Origin of the sequence: Streptomyces mayonensis (genome assembly GCF_018982965.1) — a bacterium.
Lineage (GTDB): Bacteria > Actinomycetota > Actinomycetes > Streptomycetales > Streptomycetaceae > Streptomyces > Streptomyces mayonensis.
Genome location: NZ_JACBYP010000037.1, coordinates 1 through 15,547, shown reverse-complemented (window position 1 = coordinate 15,547; position 15,547 = coordinate 1). Strand labels below are relative to the sequence as shown.

Sequence of the window (15,547 nt, the reverse complement as noted above, 5' to 3'; positions counted from 1 at the left end):
CCGGGCCGCCGAGCACGGCCGACCCACCCGGAAGGGCAACCACGCGTATGGAGCAGTACGAGCCCGAACCCCTCTCCCCGGCGCGAGCGGCCGCCGTGCGGCGCTCCTTCGGGTGCGGCAGAGCCGCCCCCACCCGCCGCTCACTGCTGCGTGCCTCCGCGGGCGGCGCGCTCGCGGCCGGCGCCCTGGGCGCGCTCACCGGCTGCGGCATCCCCGCGGCCGGCAGGACCGAGGGCGGCGTATCGGCCGAGGACCGCTCCGAGGAGGAGAAGCAGGTCCGTTTCTCCAACTGGACCGAGTACATGGACGTCGACGACAGCGGCCGCCGCCACCCCACTCTGGAGGCGTTCACCGAGCGGACCGGCGTCAAGGTCACGTACACCGAGGACATCAACGACAACAGCGAGTTCTTCGGCAAGATCCAGCCGCAGCTCGCCGCGGGCCAGGAGACCGGCCGGGACATCGTCGTCGTCACCGACTGGCTGGCCGCCCGCCTGATCCGCCTCGGCTGGGTCCAGAAGCTGGACCCGGCCAACCTGCCGCACGCCTTCGCCAACCTGACGCCCCAGTTCCGCAGCCCCGACTGGGACCCGGGCCGCGCCTACTCCTACCCCTGGCAGGGCATCTCCGCCGTCATCGCCTACAACAAGAAGGCCCTGGACGGCATCGAGGTCACCTCCGTCTCCGACCTGCTCGACGACCCGAAGCTCAAGGGGCGGGTCGGTTTCCTCACCGAGATGCGCGACACCGTCGGCATGATGCTGCTCGACATGGGCAAGGACCCGGCCCGCTTCTCCGACGACGACTACGACGCGGCCGTCGACCGGCTCCAGAAGGGCGTCGACCGCGGCCAGATACGCCGCTTCACCGGCAACGACTACACCTCCGACCTCAGCAAGGGCGACCTCGCGGCCTGCCTGGCCTGGGCCGGCGACGTCGTCCAGCTGAAGGCGGACAACCCGGACATCGACTTCGTCATCCCGGACAGCGGCTATGTCACGTCGAGCGACAACCTGCTGATCCCCAACAAGGCCCGGCACAAGACGAACGCCGAACGGCTCATCGACTACTACTACGAGCCGGGCCCGGCCGCGGAACTGGCCGCCTACATCAACTTCGTCTGCCCCGTGGACGGCGTGAAGGACGAACTGGCGAAGATCGACGAGGACGCGGCGAACAACCCGCTGATCATTCCTGACCGGGCCATGCAGGCCGGGTCGCACTCCTTCCGGTCCCTGAGCGCGAAGGAAGAGACGGCCTACGAAGAGAAGTTCGCGAAGCTCACTGGGGCGTGACGACGATGACGACGAACCCGACGAAGACCCGGCCGGACGCGGCGGACCGCGGCGGCGACGTCCGCCTCGCCGGCATCGGCAAGACCTACGGCTCCTTCACGGCCGTGCACCCGCTCGACCTGACCGTGGCGCGGGGATCCTTCTTCGCCCTGCTCGGCGCCTCCGGCTGCGGCAAGACCACGACCCTGCGCATGATCGCCGGACTCGAGGAGCCCAGCAGCGGCACCGTCCACCTCGGCGACCGCGACGTGACCGCGCTGCCGCCCTACAAACGGCCGGTCAACACCGTCTTCCAGTCGTACGCCCTCTTCCCGCACCTCGACATCTACGAGAACGTCGCCTTCGGCCTGCGCCGGCGGGGCATCAGAAGCGTGAAGAAGCAGGTCGGCGAGATGCTCGACCTGGTCCAGCTCGGCGAGCAGGCCCGCAGGAAGCCGCACCAGCTCTCCGGCGGCCAGCAGCAGCGCGTCGCCGTCGCCCGCGCGCTCATCAACCACCCCGAGGTGCTGCTCCTCGACGAGCCCCTCGGCGCCCTCGACCTCAAGCTGCGCCGCCGGATGCAGCTGGAGCTCAAACGCATCCAGACCGAGGTCGGCATCACCTTCGTGCACGTCACCCACGACCAGGAGGAGGCCATGACGATGGCCGACCGGGTCGCCGTGATGAACGCGGGCCGTGTCGAGCAACTGGGCGCCCCCGCCGACCTGTACGAGAACCCGCGAACCACCTTCGTCGCCAACTTCCTGGGCACCTCCAACCTCGTCGAGGCCGAGGTCGACACCCGCGGCGGCGGCGACGTCGTCGTGAAGGCGGCCGGCGGCAAGCTGGTGCTGCCCGGCGCCCGGTGTTCCGCGCCGGCCCAGGCGGGCGGCAGGGTCCTGGTCGGGATACGCCCCGAGAAGATCACCCTCACCCACGCGGACGACGCGGGCTCGGTCCCCGAGGGCCGCAACCGCATCACCGGCACCATCAGCAACACCAGTTTCATCGGCGTCTCCACCCAGTACGTGGTCGACTGCGCGGCCTGCCCCGAGTTCGAGGTGTACGCCCAGAACATCGACCGCGACCCGCGTCTGGTGCCCGGCGCCGACGTCGTCCTGCACTGGGACCCGGCGCACACCTTCGGACTGGACGCCGGCCAGTCCGTGCTCGCGGGGACGACGGGCGAGGCGGGAACCGCCGGGGACGGGGCCGCCTGATGGCCACCCTCACCGAGGCGCCACCGCCGCCCGCCCCGGCCGCGCCCGAGAAGGCGCCCCCGCGCAGGCGCGGCCGCCGGACGCCGTACTGGCTGCTGCTGCCGGGCATCCTGTGGCTGGTCGTCTTCTTCGCGGCGCCCATGGTCTACCAGGCCTCCACCTCCGTGCAGACGGGCTCGCTGGAGGAGGGCTACGAGGTCACCTGGCACTTCGCCACCTACTGGGACGCGCTGTCCGCGTACTGGCCGCAGTTCCTGCGCTCGGTCGCCTACGCGGCCTCCGCGACCGTGCTGTGCCTGCTGCTGGGCTACCCGCTGGCCTACCTGATCGCCTTCCGCGCGGGCCGCTGGCGGAACCTGATCATGATCCTGGTGATCGCGCCGTTCTTCACCAGCTTCCTGATCCGCACCCTCGCCTGGAAGACGATCCTCGCGGACGGCGGCCCGGTCGTCGACGCCCTCGGCACCCTGCACGTCCTGGACGTCACCGGCCGGCTCGGCTGGACCTCCGGCGACCGCGTGCTGGCCACACCGCTCGCGGTGGTCTGCGGACTGACGTACAACTTCCTGCCGTTCATGATCCTGCCGCTCTACACCTCGCTGGAGCGCATCGACGGACGGCTGCACGAGGCGGCGGGGGACCTGTACGCCAAACCCTCCACGGTCTTCCGCAAGGTCACCTTCCCGCTGTCGATGCCGGGCGTCGTCTCCGGCACGCTCCTGACCTTCATCCCGGCGACCGGCGACTACGTCAACGCCTCCCTGCTGGGCTCGGCCGACACCGGCATGATCGGGAACGTGATCCAGTCCCAGTTCCTCAGGGTGCTGGACTATCCGACGGCGGCCGCGCTCTCGTTCCTCCTCATGGCCGCGATCCTCGCCATGGTCACCCTCTACATCCGCAGGTCGGGGACGGAGGAACTGGTTTAAATGGCCTTCGTCACCTCCCTCCTGAACTGGTTCAGACGACACCTGGTCGTGATCGCCGGACTGCTGACCCTCGCGTACCTCCTGCTGCCCAACGTCGTCGTGACGGTGTTCTCGTTCAACAAGCCGAACGGGCGCTTCAACTACGAGTGGCAGCGTTTCTCCACGGACGCCTGGAAGGACCCGTGCGGTGTCGCCGGGCTGTGCGGCTCGCTCTCGCTCAGCCTCCAGATCGCCCTGTGGGCGACGCTGGGCGCCACCGCGCTCGGCACCGCGATCGCCTTCGCCCTGGTCCGCTACCGCTTCCGCGCGCGGGGCGCGATCAACTCGCTGATCTTCCTGCCGATGGCGATGCCCGAGGTCGTGATGGCCGCCTCGCTGCTCACCCTGTTCCTCAACATGGGCGCCCGACTCGGCTTCTGGACCGTCCTGATCGCCCACATCATGTTCTGTCTCAGCTTCGTCGTGACGGCCGTCAAGGCGCGCGTGATGTCGATGGACCCGCGCCTCGAACAGGCGGCGCAGGACCTGTACGCCGGTCCCTTCCAGACCTTCGTCCGGGTCACGCTGCCCATCGCGGCCCCCGGCATCGCGGCCGGCGCGCTGCTCGCCTTCGCGCTGTCCTTCGACGATTTCATCATCACCAATTTCAACGCGGGTTCGACCGTCACGTTCCCCATGTTCGTCTGGGGATCGGCGCAGCGCGGAACGCCCGTTCAGATCAATGTCGTCGGTACGGCCATGTTCGTCGTCGCCGTACTGTTCGTGCTGGCCTCCATGGCCGTCGGCAACCGCCGCACACGCCGGAAGGCGTGAAGGGCGCACCATTCGTTGGCAGAAACACCACCACTGACAAAGGGCCACCGCAGACAAAGGGTCACCACTGACAAATGGGCCACCACTGATATCCGTAGGGAGTTGACATCATGGCCCCCAGCGCCATGAGCCGCGGCAACGGCTGGACGAAATCCCTCTCCGACGCCCAGCCCGTCCCGTACTGGCTGGACGACCCCGGCCGCCCCCGCCCCGAACCCGCCCTCACCGGCACCGAGACCTGCGACCTGCTCGTGGTGGGCGGCGGCTACAGCGGACTGTGGACGGCGCTGACGGCCAAGGAACGCGACCCGGCCCTGGACGTGGTGCTGGTCGAGGGCCGCGAGGTGGGCTGGGCCGCATCCGGCCGCAACGGCGGCTTCTGCGCCGCCTCCCTCACCCACGGACTGGCCAACGGCCTCACCCGCTGGCCCGGCGAGATCCACCGGCTGGAGGAACTGGGCGCCCGCAACCTCGACGCGATCGAGGCGGCGGTGGCCCGCCACGGCCTCGACTGCGACTTCGAGCGCACCGGCGAGATCGACGTGGCCACCGAGCCCTACCAGGCACGCCAACTCAAGGACTGGCACGAGGAGATCGCCGCCGAGGGCCTCGGCGAGGGCGTCGAGTACCTGGACGCCGACGCCGTACGGGAGCAGGTCGACTCGCCGACCTTCCGGGCCGGACTGTGGGACCGGCGGGGCGTGGCGATGGTCCACCCGGCCAAGCTGGCCTGGGGCCTCAAGCGGGCCTGTCTCGGCCTCGGCGTCCGCGTCCACGAACACACCCCCGCGCTGACCCTCCGGCCGCACGGGGCCGGCATGGCCGTACGCACCCCCTACGGCGGTGTCCGCGCCCGCACCGTCGCGCTCGGCACCAACGTCTTCCCGAACCTGGTCCGGCGGGTGCGCCCGTACACCGTTCCCGTCTACGACTACGCCCTGATGACCGAGCCGCTCACCGGCGCGCAGCTCGCCTCGATCGGCTGGCGGAACCGCCAGGGCCTCGGGGACAGCGCCAACCAGTTCCACTACTTCCGGCTCTCCGCCGACGACCGGATCCTGTGGGGCGGCTACGACGCCGTCTACCCGTACGGCGGCCGGGTGCGGGCCGAGTACGACGACCGGCCCGAGACCCACGCCCGGCTCGCCCGGCACTTCTTCACCTGCTTCCCGCAGCTGGAGGGCGTCCGTTTCACCCACGCCTGGGGCGGCGCGATCGACACCTGCTCGCGCTTCTCGGCCTTCTTCGGCACCGCGCACCGGGGCAGGGTCGCCTACGCCGCCGGGTACACCGGCCTCGGTGTGGGCGCGACCAGGTTCGGCGCCGAGGTGATGCTGGACCTGCTGGCGGGGGAGCGCACCGAGTGCACCGCGCTGGAGATGGTGCGCAGGAAGCCGCTGCCGTTCCCGCCCGAGCCCTTCGCCTGGACCGGGATCGCGCTCACCAAGTGGTCCCTGGCCCGTGCCGACGCGCACGAAGGGCGGCGCAACCTGTGGCTGCGGACGCTGGACCGGCTCGGGCTCGGCTTCGACAGCTGAGCCGTGCGCCGCACGCGGACCTGTGACCCGGCTCACCCCAACGAAGTGCGGCAACCCGCGTAATGCGGACGGGGAACCCCGCTCTCCCTCGTGACGCAACCCCGCGTCGACGAGTGAAAGGGAGGTTCCACATGCCTGGTGCGAAGACGGCTCTCGCGTGGCTGGCATCCGTCGCACCGGATCCCGAGGTCTGCCGCCGGGACTGGGAGCGCGACCCCTCGGGCGTCGCGCTGCTGCCCGCCGGCAAGGCCTGGGACGTGCTCATCCTGCCGGGCAGGCTCGGCTGCCCGACGCTCGACGTGCTCTCCCGTGTCCTGGACCAGCCCGGCCCGGTGCTCGCCGACTTCGGCGACGCCCGCACGGGCTTCTTCGTGCCGGCCGGCACGGCGGCCCGCTGGGTGGGCACGGGCATCCGGACGGCCGGACTCGGCACCTGGATCGTGGTGCCGTATCCCGGCGGACGGTCGTCCGGCGGCACCCGCTGGCTGATCCCGCCGGACGGGACCGGCACCCTCACCGACCCCTCGCTCCTGGAGCTGGCGATGCACGAGGCGGCGGCGACTCTCGCGGTGGAGGGGAACGAGGGATAGCGGGGGCGAGACGCAGAAGGGGTTGACAACGGAATTGGTCTGGACCAAGTTGGGCGCGCTCCACCCTCCTCATCTCCCCCACGTCCGGAGGCACTTGTGGAACGCTCCAGACCACTCGCCCGTCGCCCTCTCGTCACCCTGCTCACGGCCGCGGCCCTCGCCGCGTCCGGTCTGACCGCGCTCACGTCGGCCGCCCGTGCGGCCGACGCGGACCTCGCGAAGAACGGCGGCTTCGAGACCGCCCTCGACGGCTGGACCTGTACCGCGGGCGCGATCGTGTCCTCACCCGTGCACAGCGGCACGTCGGCCCTCGAAGCGACCCCGGCCGGCGCCGACAACGCCCGCTGCGCGCAGACGGTCGCCGTGCGGCCGGACTCCCAGTACACGCTCTCCGGGTATGTCCGCGGCGCCTACGTCCACCTCGGCGCGAGCGGCACCGGCACCACCGACGTCTCCGCCTGGACCCAGTCCGCCCCCGACTGGCAGCAGCTGACGACGACCTTCCGCACCGGCCCGTCGACCAGCAAGGTCACCGTCTACACCCACGGCTGGTACGGCACCGGCGCCTACCACGCCGACGACATCACCCTGACCGGCCCCGGCGGAGAGGCGGGAGTGCCCCCGGCCGCCCCCGGCGGCCTCACGGCCGGCACCGCGACGTCCTCCAGCGTCGCCCTGTCCTGGTCGGCGGTGCCGGGCGCGACGGGGTACGCCGTCTACCGCGACGGCGCCCGGATCCGCACGGTCACCGGCACCTCCACCACCGTCACCGGCCTCAGCCCGGCGACGGCGTACGCCTTCCAGGTCGCCGCGGTCAACGACGCCGGCGAGTCGGCGCGTTCGGCCACCGTCACGGCGACCACCGCCCAGCGCCCGGACGACGACGGCGGCGGCCAGGCCGACCTCCCGGCCCACGCGCTGGTCGGCTACCTCCACGCCAGTTTCGCCAACGGCTCCGGCTACACCCGGCTGGCCGACGTGCCCGACAGCTGGGACGTCATCGACCTCGCCTTCGGCGAGCCCACCTCGGTCACCTCCGGGGACATCCGCTTCGAGCGCTGTCCGGTCGCCGAATGTCCGAACGTGGAGAGCGACGCCGAGTTCAAGGCCGCGATCAAGGCCAAGCAGGCGGCCGGCAAGAAGGTGCTCATCTCCATCGGCGGCCAGAACGGCCAGGTGCAGCTGACGACCGCCGCCGCCCGCGACGCGTTCGTCTCCTCCGTCTCCGCGATCATCGACGAGTACGGCCTCGACGGCCTCGACATCGACTTCGAGGGCCACTCACTCTCCCTGGACGCCGACGACACGGACTTCAAGAACCCGAAGACCCCCGTCGTCGTCAACCTCATCTCGGCCGTGAAGACCCTCAAGGCCAAGTACGGCGACGCGTTCGCGCTGACCATGGCGCCCGAGACCTTCTTCGTCCAGCTCGGCTACCAGTACTACGGCACGGGCCAGTGGGGCGGCCAGGACCCGAGGGCGGGGGCATACCTGCCCGTCATCCACGCCCTGCGCGACGACCTGACCCTGCTGCACGTCCAGGACTACAACTCCGGCCCGATCATGGGCCTGGACGACCAGTACCACTCCATGGGCGGCGCCGACTTCCACATCGCCATGACCGACATGCTGCTCACCGGCTTCCCGGTCGCCGGAAACGCGGACAACGTCTTCCCGCCGCTGCGCCCCGACCAGGTCGCCATCGGCATGCCGGCCTCCGTCAACGCGGGCAACGGCCACGTCTCACCGGCCGAGGTCACCAAGACCCTGAACTGCCTGACCAGGAAGACCGACTGCGGCTCGTACGCCACCCACGGCACCTGGCCGGACCTGCGCGGCCTGATGACGTGGTCGATCAACTGGGACCGGTTCTCGGACTGGGAGTTCCAGAAGAACTTCGACGCGTACTTCGGCTGACGCCCGGGGCCGCACCGCCGGACGGGGTCCGGCGCACCACCGACCGGACCCCGGCCAGCAGCACCGCGCCCAGGCACCAGCTCGCCACCACGTCGAGGGGCCAGTGGTAGCCCCGCCGCACCAGCCCGTAGGAGGTGCCGAGGACCAGCACGGCGCAGAGCACGACCAGCGCCCGGCGGACGGCCGGCGCACACGGCCGCCCGAGCAGCAGCAGCGTCGCCGTGCCGTACGCGACGACCGCCGTGGCGGTGTGGCCCGAGGGGTAGTAGCCGACCGCGGGCGGCACCGCCGGGGTGCCGGGACGGTCCGTCCACTCCTTCAGCGGGACCACCAGCGCCGGCACCAGCACCATCGCCACGGCACCGGCGAGCGGCGGCAGCCACCAGCGGGCCGCCCCCGAGGCCCGCCCGTGCCATGCCGCGTACACCAGCGCGACGAGGAGTACGGGCGTGGCCACCTGCACATTGCCCAGGTCGGCCAGCAACTCGGAGAACCGGTCCGGGTGGACGAGCGCCCGGCTCAGCCGCTCGTCCACCCGGACCAGCGGCCCGTCGGCGACGACCTGCCAGGTGACCAGGGCGAAGAGGACGACGGGCACTCCCAGCAGGGCGAGGGGCGCGCGAATCGGGGAAGCCGGCATGACGCCCAGCTTCGCAGGCCCGCCCGTGCGCAGTCCCGCCGCCCGGCCACGAGGAGCCGGGGCGGAGACCGCCGCAGGGGAGAACCGGCCGCAGCGAAGAACCGGGGGAGTGAACACCGAAGGGCCGGCACAAGGGGGGGAGTGTGTCGGCCCTTCGGTGAACCGCCGGCCCGGGTGCCGGGACGGCGTCCTGACCGGAACGCCGCGCGCCCCGGGGGGTTTGGGGCGGGCGACCGTCCGATCGGTGAGGAGACCCGGAACCCGCGGGCTCCGGTGGTGTGCGCGAGGCACGAACCAGGTCGAAGCTGGGGATGCCGCGGCCTGATGATCCGCCCACAGTCCCCTGTGGGCGGGTGTATCTCTCATCTGCGGTAGAACCTACGACAGGCGGTGCGCCCAGGACAGGGTCATCGGCGTCCTGCCATGCACCCCGCACACCTTCTTCACACGCTCTGCCGCCCGGGGCCGGTCCGGCGGATCCCGCCGCGGGTCAGACACCGGCGAGGGCCTGCTCGATGATGTCGAGGCCCTCGTTCAGCAGGTCCTCGCCGATCACCAGCGGGGGGAGGAAACGCAGCACGTTGCCGTAGGTGCCGCAGGTCAGGACCAGCAGGCCCGCCCGGTGGCAGGCCTGGGCGAGCGCGGCGGTCGCCTCGGGCGCCGGCTCCTTGGTGCCCCGGTCCTTGACCAGCTCCACCGCGATCATCGCGCCGCGGCCCCGGACGTCGCCGATCACCTCGAACTTCTCGGCCATGGCGGCGAGACGGGACTTCATGACCGACTCGATGTGCCGGGCCCGGGCGGCCAGGTCCAGCTCCTTCATCGTCTCGATGGCGCCGAGCGCACCCGCGCACGCCACCGGGTTGCCGCCGTAGGTGCCGCCGAGACCGCCGGCGTGGGCGGCGTCCATGATCTCGGCGCGGCCGGTGACGGCGGCCAGCGGCAGTCCGCCCGCGATGCCCTTCGCGGTCGTGATCAGGTCCGGGACGATGCCCTCGTCCTCGCAGGCGAACCACTGGCCGGTACGGCAGAAACCGGACTGGATCTCGTCGGCGACGAAGACGATGCCGTGGTCCGCGGCGTACTGGCGGAGCGCGGGCAGGAAGCCCTTGGCCGGCTCGATGAAGCCGCCCTCGCCGAGCACCGGCTCGATGACGATCGCCGCGACGTTCTCCGCGCCGACCTGCTTGGTGATCTGGTCGATCGCCTGGGCGGCGGCCTCCGGACCGGCGTTCTCGGGACCGGTCGGCCAGCGGTAGCCGTAGGCGACCGGCACGCGGTACACCTCGGGCGCGAACGGCCCGAAGCCGTGCTTGTACGGCATGTTCTTCGCGGTCAGCGCCATCGTGAGGTTGGTCCGGCCGTGGTACCCGTGGTCGAAGACGACCACGGCCTGCCGCCCGGTGTGGGCGCGCGCGATCTTGACGGCGTTCTCGACGGCCTCGGCGCCGCTGTTGAACAGCGCCGACTTCTTGGCGTGGTCGCCCGGCGTCAGCTCGGCCAGCGCCTCGCAGACCTCGACGTAGCCCTCGTACGGCGTCACCATGAAACAGGTGTGGGTGAAGTCGGCGAGCTGGGCCGAGGCCCTGCGGACGACGGCCTCGGCGGACGCGCCGACGGAGGTCACCGCGATACCGGAACCGAAGTCGATCAGGCTGTTGCCGTCCACGTCCTCGACGACGCCCCCGCCGGCCCGCGTGACGAAGACGGGCAGCGTGGACCCCACACCCCGCGCGACCGCGGCCGTACGGCGGGCCTGCAGCTCCTGCGACTTGGGGCCGGGAATGGCGGTGACGACGCGGCGCTCCTGCGGAAGTGCGGTCATGGGGCGGCTCCTGAGTTCTGCGGCGGTTCTGGGGTTCTGGGGTTCTGGGCTGCTGGGGTTTTGTGGTTCTGGGTTCTGTGGTTCTGCGGGACGGTGCTGCGGTGCCTGCGGGACGTACGGGAACGGGCCCCGCGGGACGTGCCGGAACAGGCCGTGAGTACCCGGAGGGTGCTCGGGACCTGCGGTTTCCGGTGCACGCCTGCCTTCTTTTCTCGCAGGCTAGGACCGGCCGCGCGGGGTGGGCATGCTCCATGTGGGCGTTGTGCGGGATGCCGGTTGTCCGCCGTGGACATGTGACGGGTGCGGCGACATCCGGACACGGGCGCGAGGGCCCGGCCGCGTAAGCGGTGAACTCCCCCTGCGGGGGCGTTAGATTGGCTCGCTGATGGTGGACGGAGCGGCTGGTCAGGGGGCAAGGGCGATGGACAGCGACGGGAACCGGGACGCACGGGGCACGCATGCGAATCCGGTGCCGCGTCCGGCGGTGCCTCCCGAGATGCCGAAGGAGGCACCCCCGGTGCCGCCGCGCCCGGCCGGGGCGCCGGGCACACCCGCGGCGCCCGCGGCACCCCCGCAGCCGCCCGGGCCCGCACCGCAGCACGGGCCCGCGTCCGCCGTCACCGACTGGCTGGACGCGCCGCGCCCGGCCGCCCGGACCGGGATCTTCCGGTTCCGTCACCAGCCGCCCAAGGAGGAGCCGGAGAGGATCGCTCCGGTGACGGTCGTGGGCATGCTGGTCCCCGTGGTCCTGGCGATGCTGGCGTGGGCGCTGTGGCAGCAAGGGGTCTCCAAGCTCCAGTTCGCCCTTCTGCGCCTGGTGACGCCGAACGACTGGTGGTGGGGCGGCTCACTGGCGCAACCCAGGAGGCTCGAGGGACGGAACGTGCCGCTGCCCGGTGCGGAAGCCCTGGAGATCTACCAGGGCTTCGCCTTCGTCGTCCTCCTGCTCCTGGTGGCCTGGCTCGGCAGCTGGCCCGCCATCGTCCGGCACTACGTGGTCCAGCGGCCCCAGCCCGCCCGCGCCCTGGTCGCGGCCCTGCTCGCCCTCATCGCCCTCAGCTTCGTCTTCCCCGACGCCTTTCCGGTCGTCCCGTGGTCCGCGGTACCGGTCGTCACCGCGCTGCTGTCGCTCACCGTGCTGGTCTCCGACGGCTACGACCTCATGATGTCCGAGCTGTACATCAACACCTTGTACGCGGTCGTCACCCTGCTCGTGGTGTGGCCGTTCGCCCGCCTCGGCGACTGGCTGCCGTACGCGCGCACGCTGCTCGGCGCCCGCGGGGCAGCCGTCGCTCCGGACGGCGGGGAGGAGCCCGTGCGACCCCGCTCCCAGTGGCCCGGGCTCCGCGACCTCGGCCAGTACGAGGCCGCCGACCGGCTCACCGGCGAGGTCGCCGGCGGCCGCATGAACGACGTCGACTGCGCCCGGGTGGAGAACGCCCTGACCGCCGCCCGCCGGGACGCCACGCTGAACGCCTTCCGCGACACCGTCCTGCGGCGGGGCGGCGAGGCCTGGACCCACCCCTCCGGCGCGCGGGACCTGCCGCGCCGGTCCGGCCGCCACGACCTGCTGGCCGGGCAGGTGCGGATCGGCCGCTGGGCGGCCGGCGAGCGCGCCCCGCTGCCCTACCACGACGCCGGAGCGGCCCTCGGCCCGGACGTGCTCGGCACCTCATTGCTCGCCGTCGGCCCCTCCGGGTCGGGCAAGACCCGTACCCTCGTCGAACCGGTGACCGAAACACTCGCGCTCCAGGCGCTGGCCGGGAGCTGTGCCGTCGTCGCCGTCTCCGCCGCCGGGAGCCCGCTCTGCGACGACGGCGCCTTCGACGTCATCGTGCGCGTCGGCGACCCGTCCTCCGTGCACGACCTCGACCCGTACGCCGAGTCCGACGACGCGGACCAGGCGGCCGCGATCCTCGCCGAGGCCCTGGTGGGGGACCTCGACCCGGCCGGTGTGCAGGGCGCCGGCACCGCGCTGGCCCAGCTCCTCGGGCCGTTCAGGGCCGTGCACGGCCGCTTCCCCTCCCTGCCGGAGCTGCACGGACTGCTGGTGGGCGAGGAGCACGCCCTGACCCGGCTGAACGAGGCCCTCGCCGCGAGCGGGAACGACGTGATGCGCCGCGAACTGGAGGCACGCGTCCGGCAGACGGGCACACCGGGCGACGCCGGCCGCGCCCTGGCCGACCGGCTGGCGCTGCTGAACCGGCCGGCGTTCGCCGACTTCTTCGGCGGCGGTCGCGGTGGCGGCGGCGGTGCCGCAAGCCGGCCGTTCTCCCTGCGGGCCGTCGCCCACCACCCGCTCCGGGTGCGGATCGATCTGCCGGACCACGGCCACGAGGAGGCCTGCCGGCTGCTCACCCGCCTGGTCCTCGCGCAGTTCCACGCCGTCGTGCGGGACAGCCGGCGCACGCACTTCGCCTGCCTGGTCCTGGACGACGCGACGGGCGCGGTCACCCCCGAGTCCGTGCGCCGCATCCAGCGGCTGCGGTCACAGAACGCGGGAGTACTGCTCGCCCTGCGCACCATCGGCGACGTCCCCGAGGCCCTGCACGGACCCCTCTACGGCGCCGTGGGCTGCCGGATGGCGTTCAGCGGCGTCTCCACCTGGGACGGCAGCCGATTCGCACAGACGTGGGGGACCGGCTGGGTGGAGCTGACGGAGGTCGCCAAGCACACGGTCTTCGCCGACCAGCCGATGACCCGGTTCATCCACGCGGTGCGCAAGCTGGTGACGGGCAAGGCCGTGACGACCGACGCGGTGACCGTGAAACAGGTCGAGCGGGAACGCTGGTCGGCGTCGGAACTGGCGAACTCCGTACCGGCGGGGCACGCGGTGCTGTCGCTGACCAGCGTCGAGGGCGAACACGCACCGCCGCTGCTGGTGGACCTGCGGGGGTGAGCCCCGGGCCGGGCACCACGGACCCGTACGGTGAGGCAGAATCGACACAGGTCGTTCATACAGGTCGGCCAAATGACCACAGGGACTCCACACCGGCCGCGTACGGACCGCCCCCCGCCCCGCACACCTGACGCAGACCCGAAGGCCCAGGCCCCATGCCTCCCACGCTCGCCTCGCTCGTCCACCACTCGGCGCTCAAACTGACCGTGCGCGCGGGCGAGGACCGCCTCGACGTGCCGGTGCGCTGGGCGCACGTCAGCGAACTCGCCGACCCCGTCCCCTACATGGAGGGCGGGGAACTCCTGCTGATCACCGCCCTCAAGCTGGACGCCGAGGACGCCACGGCGATGCGCCGGTACGTGAAACGGCTGGTGGGCGCCGGAGTCGTCGGCCTGGGCTTCGCCGTCGGCGTCAACTACGACGACATCCCCGAGGCGCTGGTCGCGGCGGCCCGCCAGGAGGGGCTGCCGCTCCTGGAGGTACCGCGCCGCACCCCCTTCCTGGCCATCAGCAAGGCCGTCTCCGCCGCGATCGCCGCCGACCAGTACCGCTCCGTCACCGCGGGCTTCGCCGCCCAGCGCGAGCTGACCTGGCGTGCCCTGACCGACGGCCCCGAAGGCCTCCTCGCGGCCCTCGCCGGGCAGGTCGACGGCTGGGCGGCCCTGTACGACGCCTCGGGCGCCCTGGTGGCCACCGCACCGGGATGGGCGGGCCGCAGGGCCGCGCGCCTCACGGCCGACGTACAGCGGCTGCGCGAACGCCCCGCACCGGCCTCCTCCGTGGTCGGCGGAACCGAGAACCCGGACCAGCCCGGCAGCGGCGACCGGGTCGAACTGCACTCCCTGGGCACGTCCCGCAGGCCCCGCTCGGCGCTCGCCGTCGGCACCGCCGCCGCCCTCGGCACCGCAGAGCGGTACGCCGTCCACTCCGCCATCGCCCTGCTCACCCTCATCACGGAGCGCTCCAACTCCCTGCACGAGGCCGGCCTGCGCATCGACGCCGCCGTGCTGCGCATGCTGCTGGCCGGCGAACCCGACCACGCGCGCACGGTCGCCGGGGACCTGTACGGCGGACTGCTGGACGCGCCCTTCCGGATCATCCTGGCGGACCCGGCACCGGCCAAGTCCCGGCCCTCCGCCGCCACGCCGCGCCCCGCGGACCCGGGCGGCGACCGGCTCGACACGCTCGCCGAGGTCGTGGAGTCCGCGGCGGCCCGCTCCGGAGAGTCGGTGCTGGTCGTGCCCGAGGGCGAACGCCTGGTGATACTGGCCACCGACGGCGGCGCGGCCGTCACCGCCTGCGTGGAGTACGCCGCGTCACTGGAGGCCGGCCGCCCGGCTCCGGACCCCCTGGCAGGCGGCGACGAGGAGGGCCTGGTCATCGGCCTGTCGGCGCCGTCGGGCCCCATCGCCGCGTCCGGCGCCTACAAGCAGGCCGAGCAGGCGCTGTCGGTGGCCCGGCGCCGCCGCCGCGTCTGCGTGGAGCACGAGCACCTGGCGGCGGGGTCGGTCCTTCCCCTGCTGGCCGACGACGCCGTGCGCGCCTTCGCCGACGGCCTGCTGCGCGCCCTGCACGACCACGACGCCACCGGCCGCGGCGACCTGGTGGCCTCCCTGCGCGCCTGGCTCTCCCGCCACGGCCAGTGGGACGCCGCGGCGGCCGACCTGGGCGTCCACCGCCACACCCTGCGCTACCGGATGCGCCGCGTGGAGGAGATCCTCGGCCGCTCCCTGGACGACCCGGACGTACGCATGGAACTGTGGCTGGCCCTGAAGGCGACGACGTCCGAGTAAGGCGCCCCCACCCGCCTGCCGGCCCGTCCGGCGTCTGAGGACGAGGCCGTCCGGGCCGGGAGCGGGATCCGGGGCACAGCCCCCCCGGGGGCGGGACGGAGCGGGGCGG

11 protein-coding genes are annotated in these 15,547 nt (G+C 72.5%); 9 read left to right on the top strand and 2 right to left on the bottom strand.

The window, feature by feature from the left end:
- The first annotated feature begins 47 nt into the window (after positions 1-47).
- The 7 genes from HZS56_RS16475 to HZS56_RS16445 all read left to right on the top strand — a co-directional run bounded on the left by HZS56_RS16475 (position 48) and on the right by HZS56_RS16445 (position 8,281).
- Positions 48-1,295, top strand: coding sequence for a polyamine ABC transporter substrate-binding protein (locus tag HZS56_RS16475; RefSeq protein ID WP_216721447.1), 1,248 nt, complete (start codon positions 48-50; stop codon positions 1,293-1,295).
- A 5-nt stretch (positions 1,296-1,300) separates the two neighbouring features.
- Positions 1,301-2,494 (top strand): ABC transporter ATP-binding protein, encoded by a 1,194-nt coding sequence (locus HZS56_RS16470; protein WP_216721446.1) that lies wholly within the window; start codon positions 1,301-1,303, stop codon positions 2,492-2,494.
- Positions 2,494-3,423, top strand: coding sequence for an ABC transporter permease (locus HZS56_RS16465; protein WP_216721445.1), 930 nt, complete (start codon positions 2,494-2,496; stop codon positions 3,421-3,423). Before HZS56_RS16470 ends, HZS56_RS16465 begins: the two co-directional genes overlap by 1 nt.
- Entirely contained in the window at positions 3,424-4,236 is an 813-nt protein-coding gene (locus HZS56_RS16460; RefSeq protein ID WP_216721444.1) for an ABC transporter permease, read from the top strand. It begins immediately after the preceding gene.
- A gap of 110 nt (positions 4,237-4,346) precedes the next feature.
- Positions 4,347-5,774 carry an NAD(P)/FAD-dependent oxidoreductase gene (locus HZS56_RS16455; protein ID WP_216721443.1) on the top strand — a complete coding sequence of 476 codons (1,428 nt, stop codon included), beginning with the start codon at positions 4,347-4,349 and terminating at the stop codon, positions 5,772-5,774.
- 131 nt (positions 5,775-5,905) lie between these two features.
- Complete coding sequence (locus HZS56_RS16450) at positions 5,906-6,364, top strand: hypothetical protein (protein WP_216721442.1); 459 nt, start codon at positions 5,906-5,908, stop codon at positions 6,362-6,364.
- Between the two features lie 96 nt (positions 6,365-6,460).
- Entirely contained in the window at positions 6,461-8,281 is a 1,821-nt protein-coding gene (locus HZS56_RS16445; RefSeq protein ID WP_216721441.1) for a chitinase, read from the top strand.
- Here the strand turns inward: HZS56_RS16445 and HZS56_RS16440 are convergent.
- Positions 8,220-8,921 (bottom strand): phosphatase PAP2 family protein, encoded by a 702-nt coding sequence (locus tag HZS56_RS16440; protein ID WP_216721440.1) that lies wholly within the window; start codon positions 8,919-8,921, stop codon positions 8,220-8,222. The two genes, HZS56_RS16445 and HZS56_RS16440, sit on opposite strands and share 62 nt — an antisense overlap.
- Positions 8,922-9,411: 490 nt before the next feature.
- Positions 9,412-10,746, bottom strand: a complete 1,335-nt coding sequence (gene gabT, locus HZS56_RS16435) for a 4-aminobutyrate--2-oxoglutarate transaminase (protein ID WP_216721439.1) — start codon at positions 10,744-10,746, stop codon at positions 9,412-9,414.
- A gap of 421 nt (positions 10,747-11,167) precedes the next feature.
- Here gabT and HZS56_RS16430 point away from each other — a divergent pair, with 421 nt between their 5' ends.
- Both HZS56_RS16430 and HZS56_RS16425 read left to right on the top strand, forming a co-directional pair.
- Positions 11,168-13,645: a type IV secretory system conjugative DNA transfer family protein gene (locus HZS56_RS16430; protein ID WP_216721438.1), complete on the top strand. Its 2,478-nt coding sequence runs from the start codon at positions 11,168-11,170 to the stop codon at positions 13,643-13,645.
- Positions 13,646-13,800: 155 nt separating this feature from the next.
- Positions 13,801-15,438, top strand: a complete 1,638-nt coding sequence (locus tag HZS56_RS16425) for a PucR family transcriptional regulator (protein ID WP_216721437.1) — start codon at positions 13,801-13,803, stop codon at positions 15,436-15,438.
- Positions 15,439-15,547: the final 109 nt, after the last annotated feature.